Origin of the sequence: Paraburkholderia gardini, assembly GCF_907164575.1 — a bacterium.
GTDB lineage: Bacteria > Pseudomonadota > Gammaproteobacteria > Burkholderiales > Burkholderiaceae > Paraburkholderia > Paraburkholderia gardini.
The window spans coordinates 83,758-99,004 of the sequence record NZ_CAJQYY010000028.1 but is presented as its reverse complement, the minus strand read 5'-3'; the positions used below and the strand labels follow the sequence as shown (position 1 = coordinate 99,004).

Sequence of the window (15,247 nt, the reverse complement as noted above, 5' to 3'; positions counted from 1 at the left end):
TGCAACAAGGCCGGATATAGAGCCGCAACCCATCCTGTCTGTCCGAACACACGAAAACTGTTGCAAACGGGACGCGTTCATATAGAGACAATGACGCAGGCCAGCCCCGCTGGAGAAGCGGAACACACGCCGGACTACTCGGCATTCGAAGGCACCCGGCCCGTCGCGGACAAACAGCGCTTCGACGCGGACCAGCTCGGCGCGTGGCTGGCCCAACACGTCGAAGGCTTCGCCGGGTCGTTGACCGTCGAACAGTTCGCAGGCGGCCAGTCGAATCCGACGTTCAAACTCGTCACGCCTTCGCGCTCGTATGTGATGCGCGCGAAGCCTGGCCCCGCTGCGAAACTCCTGCCGTCGGCGCACGCCGTGGAACGCGAATATCGCGTGATGCACGCGCTTCGCCATACCGACGTACCGGTCGCGAAAATGCTCGCGCTCTGCGAAGACGAAAGCGTGATTGGGCGCGCTTTCTATGTGATGGAGTTCGTTCAGGGACGCGTGCTGTGGGACCAGTCGCTGCCCGGCATGACGACCGGTGAACGCGGTGCGATCTACGACGAGATGAATCGCGTGATCGCAGCGCTGCATAGCGTCGATCCAGCGACCGTCGGGCTTGCGGACTATGGCAAACCGGGCAACTACTTCGCGCGACAGATCGGTCGCTGGAGCAAGCAGTATGTGGCGTCCGAAACGGAACCGATCGAAGCGATGAACCGCCTCATCGAATGGCTGCCGCAGCACATGCCGGCCGATACCGGCGAGCGTGCTTCGGTCGTGCATGGCGACTACCGTCTCGACAACCTGATTTTCCATCCGCACGAGCCGCGTGTGCTTGCCGTGCTCGACTGGGAACTGTCGACGCTCGGCGATCCGCTTGCCGACTTCGCGTATCACTGCATGGCGTGGCACGTCGATCCCACGCAGTTTCGCGGCATTGCCGGCCTCGACTGGGCGGCACTCGGCATTCCGGACGAAGCGCATTACGTCGAACGTTATTGCGCGCGCACTGGCTTCCAGATCGAAGGCGACTGGAATTTCTATCTGGCGTACAACATGTTCCGCATCGCGGCGATCCTGCAGGGGATCATGAAACGCGTCGTCGACGGCACCGCTGCGAGTGCGCAGGCTATCGATGCCGGCCGTCGCGCGAAGCCGATGGCGGAACTCGCGTGGCGTTACGCGCAGAAAGTGCGCTAGTCACAGCCCGACAATTGCTCATCGTTACCCGCGAGGTTTTACATGAATTTCGATTACACCCCGAAGGTGCAGGCACTGCGCGAGAAATTGCTCGCTTTCTTCGACGAGCACATCTATCCGAACGAGCGCGCATTCGCCGAAGAGATTGCACGGAATCGCCAGAACGGCAACGCATGGATTCCGACTGAGCTGATCGAGCGTCTCAAGCAGGAAGCGCGCGACGCCGGGCTGTGGAACCTGTTCCTGCCGGACTCCGCGCGCGGCGCGGGCCTCACGAATCTCGAATACGCGCCGCTGTGCGAGATCATGGGCCGGGTGCCCTGGGCGCCTGAAGTGTTCAACTGCAACGCGCCCGACACCGGCAACATGGAAACGATCGAGCGCTACGGCAGTGATGAAAACAAACGTGAATGGCTCGAACCGCTGCTGCAGGGCCATATTCGCTCGGCGTTCCTGATGACGGAACCGGCCGTGGCGTCGTCGGATGCAACGAATATCCAGACGAGCATCGTGCGCGACGGTGACGATTATGTGATCAACGGCCGCAAGTGGTGGTCGTCGGGCGCGGGCGACCCGCGCTGCAAGGTGTACATCGTGATGGGCAAGACCGATCCCGAAGCGCCGCGCCATCAGCAACAGTCGATGATCCTCGTGCCCGCCGACGCAACCGGCGTCACCGTGCATCGTCCGCTGACGGTGTTCGGTTACGACGACGCGCCGCACGGCCACATGGAAATCACGCTGGAAAACGTGCGCGTGCCGGCGTCGAACCTGCTGCTGGGCGAAGGCCGCGGTTTCGAGATCGCGCAGGGCCGTCTCGGGCCGGGACGCATTCACCACTGCATGCGTCTGATCGGCCTCGCCGAGCGCGCGCTCGAACTGATGTCGAAGCGTTCGCTGCAGCGGGTCGCGTTCGGCAAGCCGGTCGCCGCGCAAGGCGTGACGCTGGAGCGTATCGCCGAAGCGCGCTGCCTGATCGAACAGGCGCGCCTGCTCACGCTGAAGACGGCGTACATGATGGACACCGTCGGCAACAAGGGCGCACGCGGCGAAATCGCGATGATCAAGGTCGTCGCGCCGAACATGGCATGTCAGGTCATCGACTGGGCCATGCAGGCGCACGGCGCGGCCGGCATGAGCGACGATTTTCCGCTCGCGTATGCGTACACGTCGGCACGCACGCTGCGCTTCGCGGACGGTCCCGATGAGGTGCACCGCAACGCGATCGCGAAACTCGAACTGTCGCGCTATGCGGAAGCGTCGCCATCGCCCGCGGCGACACAACGCGCGCAATGACAGCGCTATAACGGCGCGTTTTACACGATGCGGTGGCGTGGTGCACGCTGGGTCACGCCCTGCATCAAGATTCGATCTGTGCTCTAATTTTCGTCTGCCTCAATGCATCGACGTCGCATCGCGCGGCGCCTCACTCACGAAAACCAGGAGTCACGATGATCGACGTCTATAGCTGGGCGACCCCGAACGGCCACAAAATCCACATCATGCTCGAGGAAACCGGGCTCGAATACACGGCGCACGCCATCAATATTGGCGCCGGCGACCAGTTCACGCCCGAATTTCTTTCGATCAGCCCGAACAACAAGATCCCGGCGATCGTCGATCCCGACGGCCCGAAGTCCGCTGACGGCAAACCGTTCTCGCTGTTCGAATCCGGCGCGATCCTGATTTATCTCGCGGAAAAAACCGGCAAGTTCCTGCCGGCCGATCCGGCGAGACGCTATGCGACGCTGCAATGGCTGATGTTCCAGATGGGCGGCGTCGGCCCGATGCTCGGCCAGACGCATCACTTCCGCGTGTACGCGCCGCAGCCGATCGAGTACGCGATCAACCGCTACACGAACGAGACGCGGCGTCTGTACGGCGTGATGGATACGCAACTCGGCAAGACCGCGTATCTCGCGGGCAACGACTATACGATCGCGGATATCGCATCGTTCCCGTGGACGCGCTCGTGGAAAAACCAGGGCATCGAGCTCGACGACTTCCCGAACGTGAAGCGCTGGCACGAAGCGATCGCCGCGCGTCCGGCGGTGATCCGCGGCGTGGAAGTGCTGGCGTCCGCGCGCAAGGAGCTGACCGACGACAAGGCGCGCGAAATCCTGTTCGGCGCGACGCAATACGCGAAGCATTGAACTGAGCGCGTCGCGCAATAAAAAACGCGGTTGCCTGTGAAGGCAACCGCGTTTTCCTTTCTACTGTGTTGAACCCGATGTCGATGCTAGAAATAATGCCGGGTGATGAACTCGGCGACACAAACCGGCCGCTCACTCCCCTGCTTTTCCAGCGTCACGTTCCAGACAACCTGCACGCCGTTGTCGTCGACGTCAGTCACGTCAGCCACCACGAACTTCGCACGCACGTTCGACCCGACCAGCACCGGCGACGTGAAGCGCACCCGGTTTAGACCGTAGTTGACGCCCATGCGCTGCTTCAACGAAACGGTCTTCTCGAGCAGCGCCGGAATCAGCGACAGCGTCATGAATCCATGCGCAATCGGTCCACCAAATGGCGACTCACGTTTTGCCCGTTCAGGATCGACGTGAATCCATTGATGATCGCCGGTGGCCGCCGCGAAACGGTCCACGCTCGCCTGATCGATCCCGGCCCAGGCGCTTATCAGCGCACCTGAACTCGTAAGTGCGCGTAGTGCATGCGCATCGGCTACCTCAATGTCGCCCGGCGTCATACTGCGTCACCCGGATTGCGCAAGCCGAAGAGCCCTTTCGAGCGCACCGTGATCACTGTTTCGCCGTGCTGGTTGATGCCTTCCCACTGCGTCGACACGATGCCGCGATCGGGTTTGCTCGCGGACACGCGCCGGTCGAGCACGGTGTTCAGCATACGGATCGTATCGCCCACACGCACGGGCTTGATCCAGCGAATGTCATCGATGCCGGGTGAGCCCATCGACGTCGAACCCGCAAACGCGTTGCGCACGAGCAGGCCCATCATCACCGAGCACGTATGCCAGCCGCTTGCGATCAGCGTGCCGTACGGCGAGGCCGCCGCACCTTCATCGCTGATGTGAAACGGTTGCGGATCGAACTGTTCGGCGAACCGGATGATCTCTTCCCGCGTAAACGTGTGTTCACCGATTTCGAAGGTCTTGCCGACCTCCATGTCCTCGAAGCTCAAACCCATGTTCACACCTCCTTCATCTGGATCGACAGATCATACTTCGGCGACGGCAAACCCTGGCAGGGCGGCAAAACGTTCGAGATGGTGATCGACGTCGCCCAGCGTGGTTTCGATGATCGCGAGGCGCTTGAACAGATGCGCCGCCGCGACTTCGTTGGTCACGCCCATGCCGCCGTGCAACTGAACCGCCTGCTGGCCGACAAAGCGCGCGGCCTGCCCGACGCGAACCTTCGCGGCCGACACGGCACGGCGACGCTCGTCGGCATCTTCACTCGCGTAGCGGACGGCGGCCAGATACGACACCGAGCGCGCCTGTTCCGCGTGAATCAGCATCTCGACCATCCGATGCTGCAACGACTGGAAACGCGCGATCGGCACGCCGAACTGCTGACGCTGCTTCGTATATTCGGCGGTGGCGTGATTCAGCGCATCGAGCGCGCCGACGGCTTCCGCGCAGAGCAGCACGATGCCGTAATCGGCGATGCGTTCGAGCGTCGCGGCGCCCGCGTGTGCGCCGGCAAGGCGACGCGCCGGCGTCGCTTCGAACGACAGTGTCGCGGCACGCTGGCCGTCGATCGTGCGGTAGTCGGTAACCTGGGCGTTCCGTGCCTTGCGCTCGATCACGAACAGCGCGATCTCGCCGTCCAGACGTGCGGGCACGATCCAGTAATCCGCCTGCGCGCCGTGCTGCACGACGGATTTCCTGCCCGTCAACACGTAGCCTTCACCCTGTTTCGTCGCGGTCGTTTCCACCGCGAAAATGTCGTAGCGTGCGGCCGGTTCATGAAACGCCACGGCAAGCCTGATCTCGCCCGCTGCGGCGCGTTCGAGCAGGTGCGTATCGTCGCCCTCGCCCGTGCCCGCCAGACGCAGCGCCTCGATACCCACCGCCGTCGCCCAGTATGGCTCGATCACAAGCGCGCGCCCGAGTTCCTGCATCACCACGAGCATGTCGACCGGACTGCCGTTGAAGCCGCCTCGCGCTTCAGGCACCGGTAATGCCGTGAGACCGAGTTCGGTGAACGCGGACCAGTGTGTGTCCGATACGCCCGCTTCGGTGCGCACGATCGCCTGGCGTGCCTCGAAGCCGTAGTTCTTGTCGAGATAGCGGCGCAGCGCGTCGGCGAATTGCTGTTGTTCGTCGTTAAAAGTGAAGTCCATTGCGCTGCTCCTCAAAGGCCCAGAATCATCTGCGCGATGATGTTCTTTTGAATCTCGTTCGAACCGCCGTAGATCGACGTCTTACGGAAATTGAAGTAATACGCCGCAAGCGGCGCCGCATCGTCATCACCAGCCACGCTATGTGCGCGCTCGCCTTCGAGGAACGGTACGTCGAACGGCGCCGCCATCGGACCGACCGCTTCGAACATCAACTCGGTCAACGCCTGCTGCACCTCGGTGCCCTTGATCTTCAGCATCGACGCTTCCGGCCCCGGACCGCGTCCGCCCGTCTCAGCGCTCACGACGCGCTGCACCGTGATTTCAAGCGCCATCATTTCGATTTCCAGATTCGCGACCTTCGCCGAGAAAACCGGATCGTGCAGCAACGGCTTGCCGTTCTTCTTCTGGTTCAGCGCGAGGCGCTTCAGGAAAACGAGTTCGCGCTTCGACTGGCCGACGCGTGCGATACCGGTGCGCTCGTGACCGAGCAGATATTTCGCATACGTCCAGCCGCGATTCTCTTCGCCGACGAGATTCTCGACCGGCACTTTCACATCTTCGAAGAAGACTTCGTTGACTTCGTGATCTTCATCGAGCGTGATGATCGGACGCACGGTAATGCCCGGTGTCTTCATGTCGATCAGGATGAACGAGATGCCTTCCTGCTTCTTCGCGCCGCTGTCGGTGCGCACGAGGCAGAACATCATGTCGGCGTGCTGGCCGAGGGTGGTCCACGTTTTCTGGCCGTTGACGATGTAGTGATCGCCGACGCGCTCGGCGCGCGTGCGCAGCGACGCCAGATCGGAGCCGGAGCCCGGTTCCGAATAACCCTGACACCACCAGTCGGTGCCGTCGAGAATACGCGGCAGGTAGTGGCGTTTTTGCGCCTCATTGCCGTATTTCATCAACACGGGCGCCACCATCGATACGCCGAACGGCAGCACCGAAGGTGCGCCGATGCGCGCGCATTCTTCGTCCCAGATGTGGCGTTGCGTCGGATTCCAGCCCGGACCGCCGAATTCGGTTGGCCACGCGATCACCGACCAGCCGCGCTTGCCGAGCAGCTTGTGCCAGCTTGCGAGGTCCTCGCGGTTCAGACGCTTGTGGTTGAGTACCTTGTAGCGCAGCTCGTGAGGCAAATTGGCCTCGAGCCACGAACGGATGTCGGCGCGGAATGCGTCGTCAGCTTGGGAGTAATCCAGATTCATGCGCTATGTCTCCTGGCCGCGGCTAGACCACCGCCGCCAGGAAGCCACCGCGCTTATTGCAGCGGTTCTTTCAGTGCGGCCGGGACCGGCAGCGGCATCACGTCGATGCCTTCCTCGACCAAGGCTTTCGCATCTTCGGGTGTCGTGAGGCCCCGAATACTGCGTGCCGGCGCTTCGTTGTAGTGAATGCGCCGTGCTTCCTCGGCGAAGCGGTCGCCCACGTTCTCGGTCTTTTCCAGTACCTCGCGCAGTGCACGCATGGCGTGCGCCTGCCATTCAACCGCGTTCGCCGGCGCAGACGCCGCCGTCGCACCGGACAGGTTGAGCCGCGGTGCGGACGGCAAACGGCTCACTTCGGTCACACCGCAAACTGGACATTCGACCAGCTTGCGGGACAACTGCGACTCAAAATCATCGGCGGAAGCGAACCAGCCTTCGAACCGATGGCCGTGCAGACACGTTAAATCGAGGACCTTCATGTGGAATCAGGGCTTGCAACCAGTTTATCGCAAAATGGAAATTTGTGAACGATCGTTCGCAAATTTTTTTGGCTTTTCATTGAGAGCGGGATAAGCGCCCTCCATCGACAGCGTGGGGCGATTCTAGCGCTTTGCGGCGAATGCCGCCGAAGCAGCCCAAAATACCCGAATCACCTGAAAATCGCCGCCGGAAAAGATAACGGCGGCCTTGCGGGCCGCCGTTGCAGGTTCGACAACTTGCATTCATCGATGCTACGTCATGCGCCGTCGCCCCACGGTGGCGACCCTGTTGCCTCAGTCACGCTCCGGCGCTGCTGTCGGCCATGTGCCCGACAGGATCTTTTCGAGCCAGAACGTGCCGATGATCGTCTTCACGTCGGTGATCTTCCCCGTGCGCACCCACTCGGACACTTCCGGCACGGTTGCCGTGAAGAGTTCGAGGAATTCGCCGTCGTCGAGCTTGCGCTCGCCTGCCGTCAGGCCGCGCGCGAGGTAGATGTCGATGAATTCCGTCGAGTATGAAATGATCGGGTGGATGCGCGTGATGTAGACGTACTCGCTTGCCGTATAGCCGGTCTCTTCAGCCAGTTCACGTTTCGCGCAGGCGAGCGCGCCTTCGTCCGGATCCAGCTTGCCCGCGGGATACTCGTACATCACCTTGCCGATCGGGTAGCGATACTGGCTTTCGAGCAGCACGCGACCGTCGTCGAAGAGCGGAATCACCATCACCGCGCCCGGGTGCTTCACGTACTCGCGGGTTGCGTGCTTGCCGTCGGGCAATTCGACCGTATCGCACTTGAGCGTCAGAAACGGCCCCTCGTGCAGGGTCGTGCTCTCCAGACACTTTTCGGTGAGCGTTGCGTCGTGGTTCGGGAGTTCGGCCATGTGCGACCTCAGAAAAGCATGGAGCGCCGACGGCTTGTGCCGTCAGCGGCGTTTGACGAGATACTGCCAGGTGAAACCGGGGAAAGCGAACACGACAAAAAGACTGAACGTGATCGCATAGAACTGCCAGCCCTGCTCGAAGCGGTTACCGGCGCGCGCTTCGAGCATGAAGCCAAGCGTGCCGATCGCGAAATACAGCACGATCATTTCGGCGATCCGCAACCAGACGCTCTTCTTCGCCGCCTTCAACTTCACCGGGACGACCGCGAAGAGCCGCTGGTTCAGGAACGGCAGGTTGGCGCCCACGAGCGCCAGCAACACGATAAACCAGCCCGCTGCCGACATTACAGCGGCAGCGTGTGCTGGATAGCCTGCAGGCAGACCGTCATCAGCGGACCCGGCACGATGCCGAGCACAAGCAGGGCCACGCCGTTCAGCGCGAGCAGCGTACGCGAGCAGGCGTCGGCGGTAATCGGCGCGGTGTCCTGCGGTGCATCGAAGTACATCAGCTTGACGACACGCAGGTAGTAGAACGCGCCGAACAGCGACGTCACCACGGCAAGCACCGTGAGCCACGTCAGGCCGGCGTTCATCGTCGCCTCGAGCACGGCGAGCTTCGCGTAGAAGCCGACCGTCGGCGGGATGCCGGCGAGCGAGAACATCATCACCATCATCACGAACGCGAAGATCGGACTGCGCTGGTTAAGACCCTTGAAGTCGTCGAGCGTTTCGGCCTCGAAATCACGACGTGCGAGCAGCATCACAACGCCGAACGTGCCGAGCGTCGTCACGAGGTAGATGATGCTGTAGAACATCGCTGAACCGTACGCACCGGCCGCTCCACCCGCCTTGCCGTCGACCACGCCCGACAGCAGGCCGAGCAGCACGAAGCCCATGTTCGCGATCGCCGAGTACGCCAGCATCCGCTTGATGTTGCGCTGGACGATACCCGTGATGTTGCCGACGATCATCGACAGCGCCGCGAGAATCACGAGCATTTCCTGCCAGTCGACCGCGAGCGGCAGCAGGCCCATCACGAGAAAGCGCAGACCCCATGCGAACGCCGCGACCTTCGGACCGCCGCCGGTCAGCAACGTCATGGCCGTCGGCGCGCCTTGATAGACGTCCGGCACCCACATGTGGAACGGCACTGCACCCATCTTGAACGCGATGCCAGCGACGATGAAGATCACGCCGAACAGCAGCACGACATCGTTGATGTGACCCGAAGCCACCGCCTTCAGCACTTCACCGAGTTCGAGCGAACCGGTCGCGCCGTACAGCATCGAGATGCCGTAGAGCAGGAAACCCGATGCAAGCGCACCCAGCACGTAGTACTTCATCGCCGATTCGTTCGACTGCGCAGCGTCACGACGCAGCGCGATCACGGCATACAGCGACAGCGACATCAATTCCAGACCGAGATACAGCGTCAGGAAGTTGTTGCCCGAAATCATCACGAGCTGGCCGAGCAGCGAAAACATGCCAAGCAGGAAGAAGTCGCCGCGGAACAGGTCGCGGTCTTCGAGATACTTGCGCGAATAGACAATCGTCACCGCGTAACCCAGCGACACCACCGCCTTCATCGCGCTGGCGAACGGATCCACCACGTACATGCGCGAGAAGAAGTAATGCGGCGTCGGGTCGAACGCGTTGATCGCGAACCAGACACCCGCGATCACCGAAGAGACGACCGCGATGTAATACGTCGTGCGACGGCCAGTCACGCCGACGAACGTGTCGTTGAGCCACGCGACGACGACTGCGAACATCAGCAGCGCATCGGGCAACAGAGCATTCATAGGGGCGTTTTGCATGATCTTTAGATTCCTCCGCTCTGTATTACTGTGACAACGGCAGCTTGGACTGCGCGACGTGGGAGAGGAGGTTGTCCACGGATACGTGCATCACATCGGTGAAAGGCTTCGGATACAGGCCCATGAACAGCGTCAGGACCGCAAGCACGACCAGCATGAAGAACTCACGGCGGTTGACGTCGAGCAGGCCCTTCACGTGGTCGTTCGCCACGGCGCCGAAGTACACGCGCTTGTACATCCACAGCGTGTAGGCCGCGCCGAGAATCAGCGTGACCGCGGCGCCAAGACCAATCCAGAAATTGAACTGGACAGCAGCCAGGATCACCATGAATTCACCGACGAAACCCGACGTGCCCGGCAGGCCGCAATTCGCCATCGAGAACAGCATCACGAGTGCCGCGAACTTCGGCATCGTGTTCACGACGCCGCCGTAGTCGGCGATCTGACGCGAGTGCATGCGGTCATACAGCACGCCGATACACAGGAACATCGCGCCCGACACGAAGCCGTGCGAGATCATCTGGACGATTGCGCCTTCCACACCGAGCTGGTTGAAGATGAAAAAGCCGAGCGTCACGAAGCCCATGTGCGCGATCGACGAGTACGCGACCAGCTTCTTCATGTCCGCCTGCACCATCGCGACGAAACCGATGTAGATCACCGCGATCAGCGACAGCGTGATCACAGCCGGCGCGAGGAAGTGGCTCGCGTCCGGTGTGATCGGCAGCGAGAAGCGCAGGAAACCGTATGCACCGAGCTTCAGCATGATCGCGGCCAGCACGACCGAGCCGCCCGTCGGCGCTTCCACGTGGGCGTCAGGCAGCCACGTGTGAACCGGCCACATCGGCACCTTCACGGCGAACGCCAGGAAGAACGCGATAAATATCAATATCTGCGGCGTCATGCCGATCTGCGCGTTTTGCCACGTGGCGAGATCGAACGTGCCCGTCTGCGTGTACAGGTACAGCAGCGCGACCAGCATCAGCAGCGAGCCCATCAGCGTGTACAGGAAGAACTTGAACGCCGCGTACACGCGGTTCGCCCCGCCCCACACGCCGATGATGATGTACATCGGAATCAGCGTCGCTTCGAAGAACACGTAGAACAGCATGCCGTCCGCGGCGCTGAACACGCCGACCATGATGCCGGACAGGATCAGGAACGAAGCCAGATACTGCGACACGTTCTTCGTGATCACTTCCCATGCGCTGATCACGACGATCACCGTGATCAGCGCGGTCAGCACGACGAACCACATCGAGATGCCGTCGACGCCCAGGTGATACGTGATGTTGAAGCGTTCGATCCAGTTGGCCTTCTCCACGAACTGCAGTTCCGCAGTGCTGGAGTCGAAGCCCGTCATGAGCGGAATCGTGACGATAAAGCTGAGTACCGAGCCGACCAGCGCAAGCCAGCGCGCCGGGCCGGGGTTCTTGTCGGAACCGATGGCAAGGACCAGGAGGCCGAACAGGATCGGCAGCCAGATCGCGATACTGAGAATCGGATAAGCGTGCATTAGTGTCCCTCGCCTTATTTGCCGCCGAGCGTTACAAACAGGGTCAAGAGCCCCAACATGCCGATAATCATGGCAAACGCGTAGTGATAGATGTAACCGGATTGGAGGAAGCGGATCACGCTGGCAAACCAGCCAATGAAGCGCGCGCTGCCGTTGACGATACCGTCGATGACCACGACGTCACCCTCCTTCCAGAGACCGCGGCCGATGGCCACGGCACCCTTCGCGAAGACGACTTCGTTGATCTTGTCCATGTAGTACTTGTTGTCGAGCAGCGTGTAGACCGGGCCGAACGCGCGCTTGATGACAGCCGGCAGATCCGGACGCACCAGATACAGGAACCACGCCACCACGATGCCTGCGAGCGCGAGCCACACCGGCAGACCCGAAACCGAGTGCAGACCCATCGACGCCCAGCCCTGGAACTCTTCGGCCATCTCATGCAGCGCCGGATGGTTTGCGCCGACGAAAATCACCTTGTCGAACGCCACGCCGTGCTGGAAGAAGTCGCCGTAAATCATCGGACCGATGCCGATTGCACCGATGACGACCGACGGAATCGCCAGCAGCACCAGCGGTACCCAGACCACCCACGGCGTCTCGTGCGGCTCGTGTGCGTGACCGTGGTCGTCATGACCATGGGCGTGCGCATCGTGGCCGTGGCCGTGATCGTCATGGCCGTGCGCGGCGTGCGCCGCCGCTTCGGCACCCATCGGCGATTCCGGATGCTTCGGATTGCGGAAACGCTCTTCGCCGTGGAACACGAGGAAATACATGCGGAACGAGTACAGCGCCGTGACGAACACGCTCGCCACCACCGCGAAGTACGCGAAACCCGAACCCGGCAGATGCGACAGCTTCACCGCATCGATGATCGAGTCTTTCGAGTAGAAGCCGGAGAAGAACGGCGTACCGATCAGCGCCAGCGTACCGGCCAGCGACGTGATCCACGTGATCGGCATGTACTTGCGCAGGCCACCCATGTTGCGGATGTCCTGATCGTGGTGCATGCCGATGATCACCGAGCCCGCGCCGAGGAACAGCAGCGCCTTGAAGAACGCGTGCGTCATCAGATGGAACACGGCAACCGAGTAGGCGGACGCGCCGAGCGCGACCGTCATGTAACCGAGCTGCGACAGTGTCGAGTAAGCCACCACGCGCTTGATGTCGTTCTGGACGACCCCGAGGAAGCCCATGAACAGCGTCGTGATCGCACCGATCACCATGATGAATGACAGCGCCGTATCCGACAGTTCGAACAGCGGCGACATGCGCGTGACCATGAAGATACCGGCCGTCACCATCGTCGCCGCGTGAATCAGCGCGGAAATCGGCGTCGGGCCTTCCATCGAATCCGGCAGCCACACGTGCAGCGGGAACTGCGCCGACTTGCCCATCGCGCCGATGAAGAGGCAGATACACGCAACCGTCAGCAGGCCCCAGCTCGTACCCGGGAAGCTCAGCGCGGCCAGCTCGTGGCTCTTCGCGAACACATCGCCGTAGTTCAGCGAGCCGCCGAAGGCCAGCAGCAGGCCGATACCGAGAATGAAACCGAAGTCGCCCACGCGGTTCACGAGGAACGCCTTCATGTTCGCGTAGATGGCACTTTCACGCGTGAAGTAGAAGCCGATCAGCAGGTACGACACCAGACCCACCGCTTCCCAGCCGAAGAACAGTTGCAGGAAGTTGTTGCTCATCACGAGCATCAACATCGAGAACGTGAACAGCGAGATATACGAGAAGAAGCGCTGGTAGCCGTCGTCGTCGGCCATGTAACCGATCGTGTAGATGTGCACCATCAGCGACACGAAGGTCACCACGCACATCATCATCGCCGTGAGCGAATCGACGAGGAAGCCGATTTCGAACTTCAGCTTGCCGACGGTCAGCCATTCATAAATGGTCGCGTTGAAGCTCGCACCGTTCAGCACGTCGAAAAAGACGATCGCCGACAGGATGAACGAGATCGCCACGCCGAGAATCGTGACCGAGTGTGCCCCGGCGCGCCCCACCGCTTTCCCGAACAGCCCCGCGATCAGCGAGCCGGCCAGCGGTGCCAGCGGGACCGCTAGCAGCAGGTTTTCATTGAGTGTCGTTGACATAACAGCTTTGCCTGAATTTAACCTTTGAGCTGATCGAGATCCTCGACGTTGATCGTGTCGAGGCTACGGAACAGGGTCACCAGAATGGCGAGACCGATCGCTGCTTCCGCTGCCGCAACCGTCAGCACGAAGAACACGAAGATCTGGCCATGCACGTCGCCCAGGTAATGCGAGAAGGCGACAAAATTGGTGTTCACCGCCAGCAGCATCAGCTCGATCGCCATCAGGATGATGATGATGTTGCGACGGTTCAGGAAAATGCCGACGATGCTGATCGCAAACAGGATCGCGCCGAGGACGAGGTAATGAGCAAGGGTCAACATGTTTTTCTCCTGGGCGCTCAGCCGTTCTTTGCAGGCGCGGCGGCAGTCGTTGCCGCGGCAGCTTCGGCGGCCTTTGCGGCGGCAGCGGCTTCGGCCGCTTCGGTCGCAGCGGTCTTTTCCGACGCCATCTTGACGACGCGCACACGGTCCTGGGCGCGCACCTTCACCTGATCGCCGACGTTCTGGCGCTTGCTGTCCTTCGCATGACGCGCGGTCAGCGCAACCGCCGCGATGATCGCGACGAGCAGGACAAGGCCGGCCACTTCGAACGCGAAGATGTAGTCGGTGTAGATGATCTTGCCGATGATGCGCGTGTTCGACCAGCCAGCGGTTGCGGCTGCGGCGCCGGCCACCGTGGTGTCGCGCACCGGCTGGACGGTCGCGCCGTAGCCGTGCCAGAGGATCAGCGCGGTTTCGATCACGATGATCGCGCCGACAATCGTCGCCATCGGCACGAAGCGCCTGAAGTCGCGTCGCAGCACGTCGACATTGATGTCCAGCATCATCACGACGAACAGGAACAGCACCATCACCGCGCCGACGTAGACCAGCACGAGCAGGATCGCGAGGAATTCAGCCTCGAGCAGCATCCAGATCGCCGCTGCATTGAAAAACGCGAGCACCAGGAAGAGCGCGGAGCTCACCGGGTTGCGCGAGGTGATCACCTTCAGCCCTGATATCACCAGGAACAGCGCGAAGATGTAGAACAGTACGGTCGTGAATTCCATGATTACCGGTTCATCGTTAGGCCATCATCAGGCATGGTTCTTTGGCACGCGCATCTGTGAATGCAGCACACAGGCGCGCGGTGCCGAAGCAGTCGGACTTCAGCGCACGGCCTGTACAGCGGGCCGTTTTGCAGCGTCGAACGAGCAGTGTTTCAACCGCGTTCAACCGTGTTTAACGATACGGCGCGTCGGCCGCCTTGTTTGCAGCGATCTCAGTTTCGTAGCGATCGCCCACGGCCAGCAGCATGTCCTTCGTGAAGTACAGGTCGCCGCGCTTTTCGCCGTGATATTCGAGAATGTGCGTCTCGACGATCGAATCGACGGGGCAGCTCTCTTCGCAGAAACCGCAGAAGATGCATTTGGTCAGGTCGATGTCGTAGCGCGTCGTGCGGCGCGTATTGTCCGCACGGGTTTCCGACTCGATCGTGATGGCAAGTGCCGGGCACACCGCTTCGCACAGCTTGCAGGCGATGCAGCGCTCTTCGCCGTTCTCATATCGGCGCAGTGCGTGCAGGCCACGGAAACGCGGCGAAATCGGCGTTTTTTCCTCGGGGAACTGCACCGTGATCTTGCGCTGGAACGTGTAACGTCCGGTCAGCGCGAGGCCCTTCAGCAGCTCCGTCAGGAAGAAAGTCTTGAAGAAATTTTGAATTGCGGTCATGGGGTCATCCG

The 15,247-nt window shown here is 61.4% G+C and carries 16 protein-coding genes; 3 read left to right on the top strand and 13 right to left on the bottom strand.

The features are described from left to right. Positions 1-90 precede the first annotated feature (90 nt). From LPA34_RS21660 to LPA34_RS21650, 3 genes are all read left to right on the top strand, one after another. Positions 91-1,197: a phosphotransferase gene (locus tag LPA34_RS21660; protein ID WP_228982079.1), complete on the top strand. Its 1,107-nt coding sequence runs from the start codon at positions 91-93 to the stop codon at positions 1,195-1,197. 42 nt (positions 1,198-1,239) lie between these two features. Next, positions 1,240-2,493: an acyl-CoA dehydrogenase family protein gene (locus tag LPA34_RS21655; RefSeq protein WP_228982077.1), complete on the top strand. Its 1,254-nt coding sequence runs from the start codon at positions 1,240-1,242 to the stop codon at positions 2,491-2,493. Positions 2,494-2,648: 155 nt separating this feature from the next. After that, complete coding sequence (locus LPA34_RS21650) at positions 2,649-3,350, top strand: glutathione binding-like protein (protein ID WP_228982075.1); 702 nt, start codon at positions 2,649-2,651, stop codon at positions 3,348-3,350. A gap of 86 nt (positions 3,351-3,436) precedes the next feature. On the opposite strand, the gene LPA34_RS21645 is transcribed toward LPA34_RS21650, so the two are convergent. The 13 genes from LPA34_RS21645 to nuoI all read right to left on the bottom strand — a co-directional run bounded on the left by LPA34_RS21645 (position 3,437) and on the right by nuoI (position 15,236). Then, on the bottom strand, positions 3,437-3,904 hold the full coding sequence (locus LPA34_RS21645; protein WP_228982074.1) for a MaoC family dehydratase: 468 nt from the start codon (positions 3,902-3,904) through the stop codon (positions 3,437-3,439). Continuing rightward, on the bottom strand, positions 3,901-4,359 hold the full coding sequence (locus tag LPA34_RS21640; RefSeq protein ID WP_228982072.1) for a MaoC family dehydratase: 459 nt from the start codon (positions 4,357-4,359) through the stop codon (positions 3,901-3,903). The genes LPA34_RS21645 and LPA34_RS21640 overlap by 4 nt, the downstream gene beginning before the upstream one ends. Before the next feature lie 30 nt (positions 4,360-4,389). After that, the gene (locus tag LPA34_RS21635; protein ID WP_228982069.1) at positions 4,390-5,517 is read right to left on the bottom strand and encodes an acyl-CoA dehydrogenase family protein; all 1,128 of its coding nucleotides are present in this window, start codon (positions 5,515-5,517) and stop codon (positions 4,390-4,392) included. Between the two features lie 11 nt (positions 5,518-5,528). After that, the gene (locus LPA34_RS21630; RefSeq protein ID WP_228982068.1) at positions 5,529-6,725 is read right to left on the bottom strand and encodes an acyl-CoA dehydrogenase family protein; all 1,197 of its coding nucleotides are present in this window, start codon (positions 6,723-6,725) and stop codon (positions 5,529-5,531) included. 53 nt (positions 6,726-6,778) lie between these two features. Beyond that, entirely contained in the window at positions 6,779-7,204 is a 426-nt protein-coding gene (locus tag LPA34_RS21625) for a DUF1178 family protein (RefSeq protein ID WP_228982067.1), read from the bottom strand. A 294-nt stretch (positions 7,205-7,498) separates the two neighbouring features. Further along, complete coding sequence (locus LPA34_RS21620) at positions 7,499-8,089, bottom strand: NUDIX domain-containing protein (protein ID WP_228982066.1); 591 nt, start codon at positions 8,087-8,089, stop codon at positions 7,499-7,501. A 42-nt stretch (positions 8,090-8,131) separates the two neighbouring features. Next, the gene (locus LPA34_RS21615; protein WP_228982063.1) at positions 8,132-8,434 is read right to left on the bottom strand and encodes a DUF2818 family protein; all 303 of its coding nucleotides are present in this window, start codon (positions 8,432-8,434) and stop codon (positions 8,132-8,134) included. Continuing rightward, positions 8,434-9,906, bottom strand: a complete 1,473-nt coding sequence (nuoN, locus tag LPA34_RS21610) for an NADH-quinone oxidoreductase subunit NuoN (protein WP_228982062.1) — start codon at positions 9,904-9,906, stop codon at positions 8,434-8,436. The genes LPA34_RS21615 and nuoN overlap by 1 nt, the downstream gene beginning before the upstream one ends. Positions 9,907-9,931: 25 nt before the next feature. Continuing rightward, positions 9,932-11,422 carry an NADH-quinone oxidoreductase subunit M gene (locus tag LPA34_RS21605; protein ID WP_228982060.1) on the bottom strand — a complete coding sequence of 497 codons (1,491 nt, stop codon included), beginning with the start codon at positions 11,420-11,422 and terminating at the stop codon, positions 9,932-9,934. Positions 11,423-11,436: 14 nt separating this feature from the next. Continuing rightward, complete coding sequence (gene nuoL / locus LPA34_RS21600; RefSeq protein WP_228982058.1) at positions 11,437-13,524, bottom strand: NADH-quinone oxidoreductase subunit L; 2,088 nt, start codon at positions 13,522-13,524, stop codon at positions 11,437-11,439. 17 nt (positions 13,525-13,541) lie between these two features. After that, positions 13,542-13,847: an NADH-quinone oxidoreductase subunit NuoK gene (gene nuoK, locus LPA34_RS21595; protein ID WP_153102134.1), complete on the bottom strand. Its 306-nt coding sequence runs from the start codon at positions 13,845-13,847 to the stop codon at positions 13,542-13,544. Between the two features lie 17 nt (positions 13,848-13,864). Beyond that, on the bottom strand, positions 13,865-14,575 hold the full coding sequence (locus LPA34_RS21590; RefSeq protein WP_228982055.1) for an NADH-quinone oxidoreductase subunit J: 711 nt from the start codon (positions 14,573-14,575) through the stop codon (positions 13,865-13,867). 172 nt (positions 14,576-14,747) lie between these two features. Then, complete coding sequence (gene nuoI, locus LPA34_RS21585; protein ID WP_007588142.1) at positions 14,748-15,236, bottom strand: NADH-quinone oxidoreductase subunit NuoI; 489 nt, start codon at positions 15,234-15,236, stop codon at positions 14,748-14,750. Between the last annotated feature and the right edge of the window lie 11 nt (positions 15,237-15,247).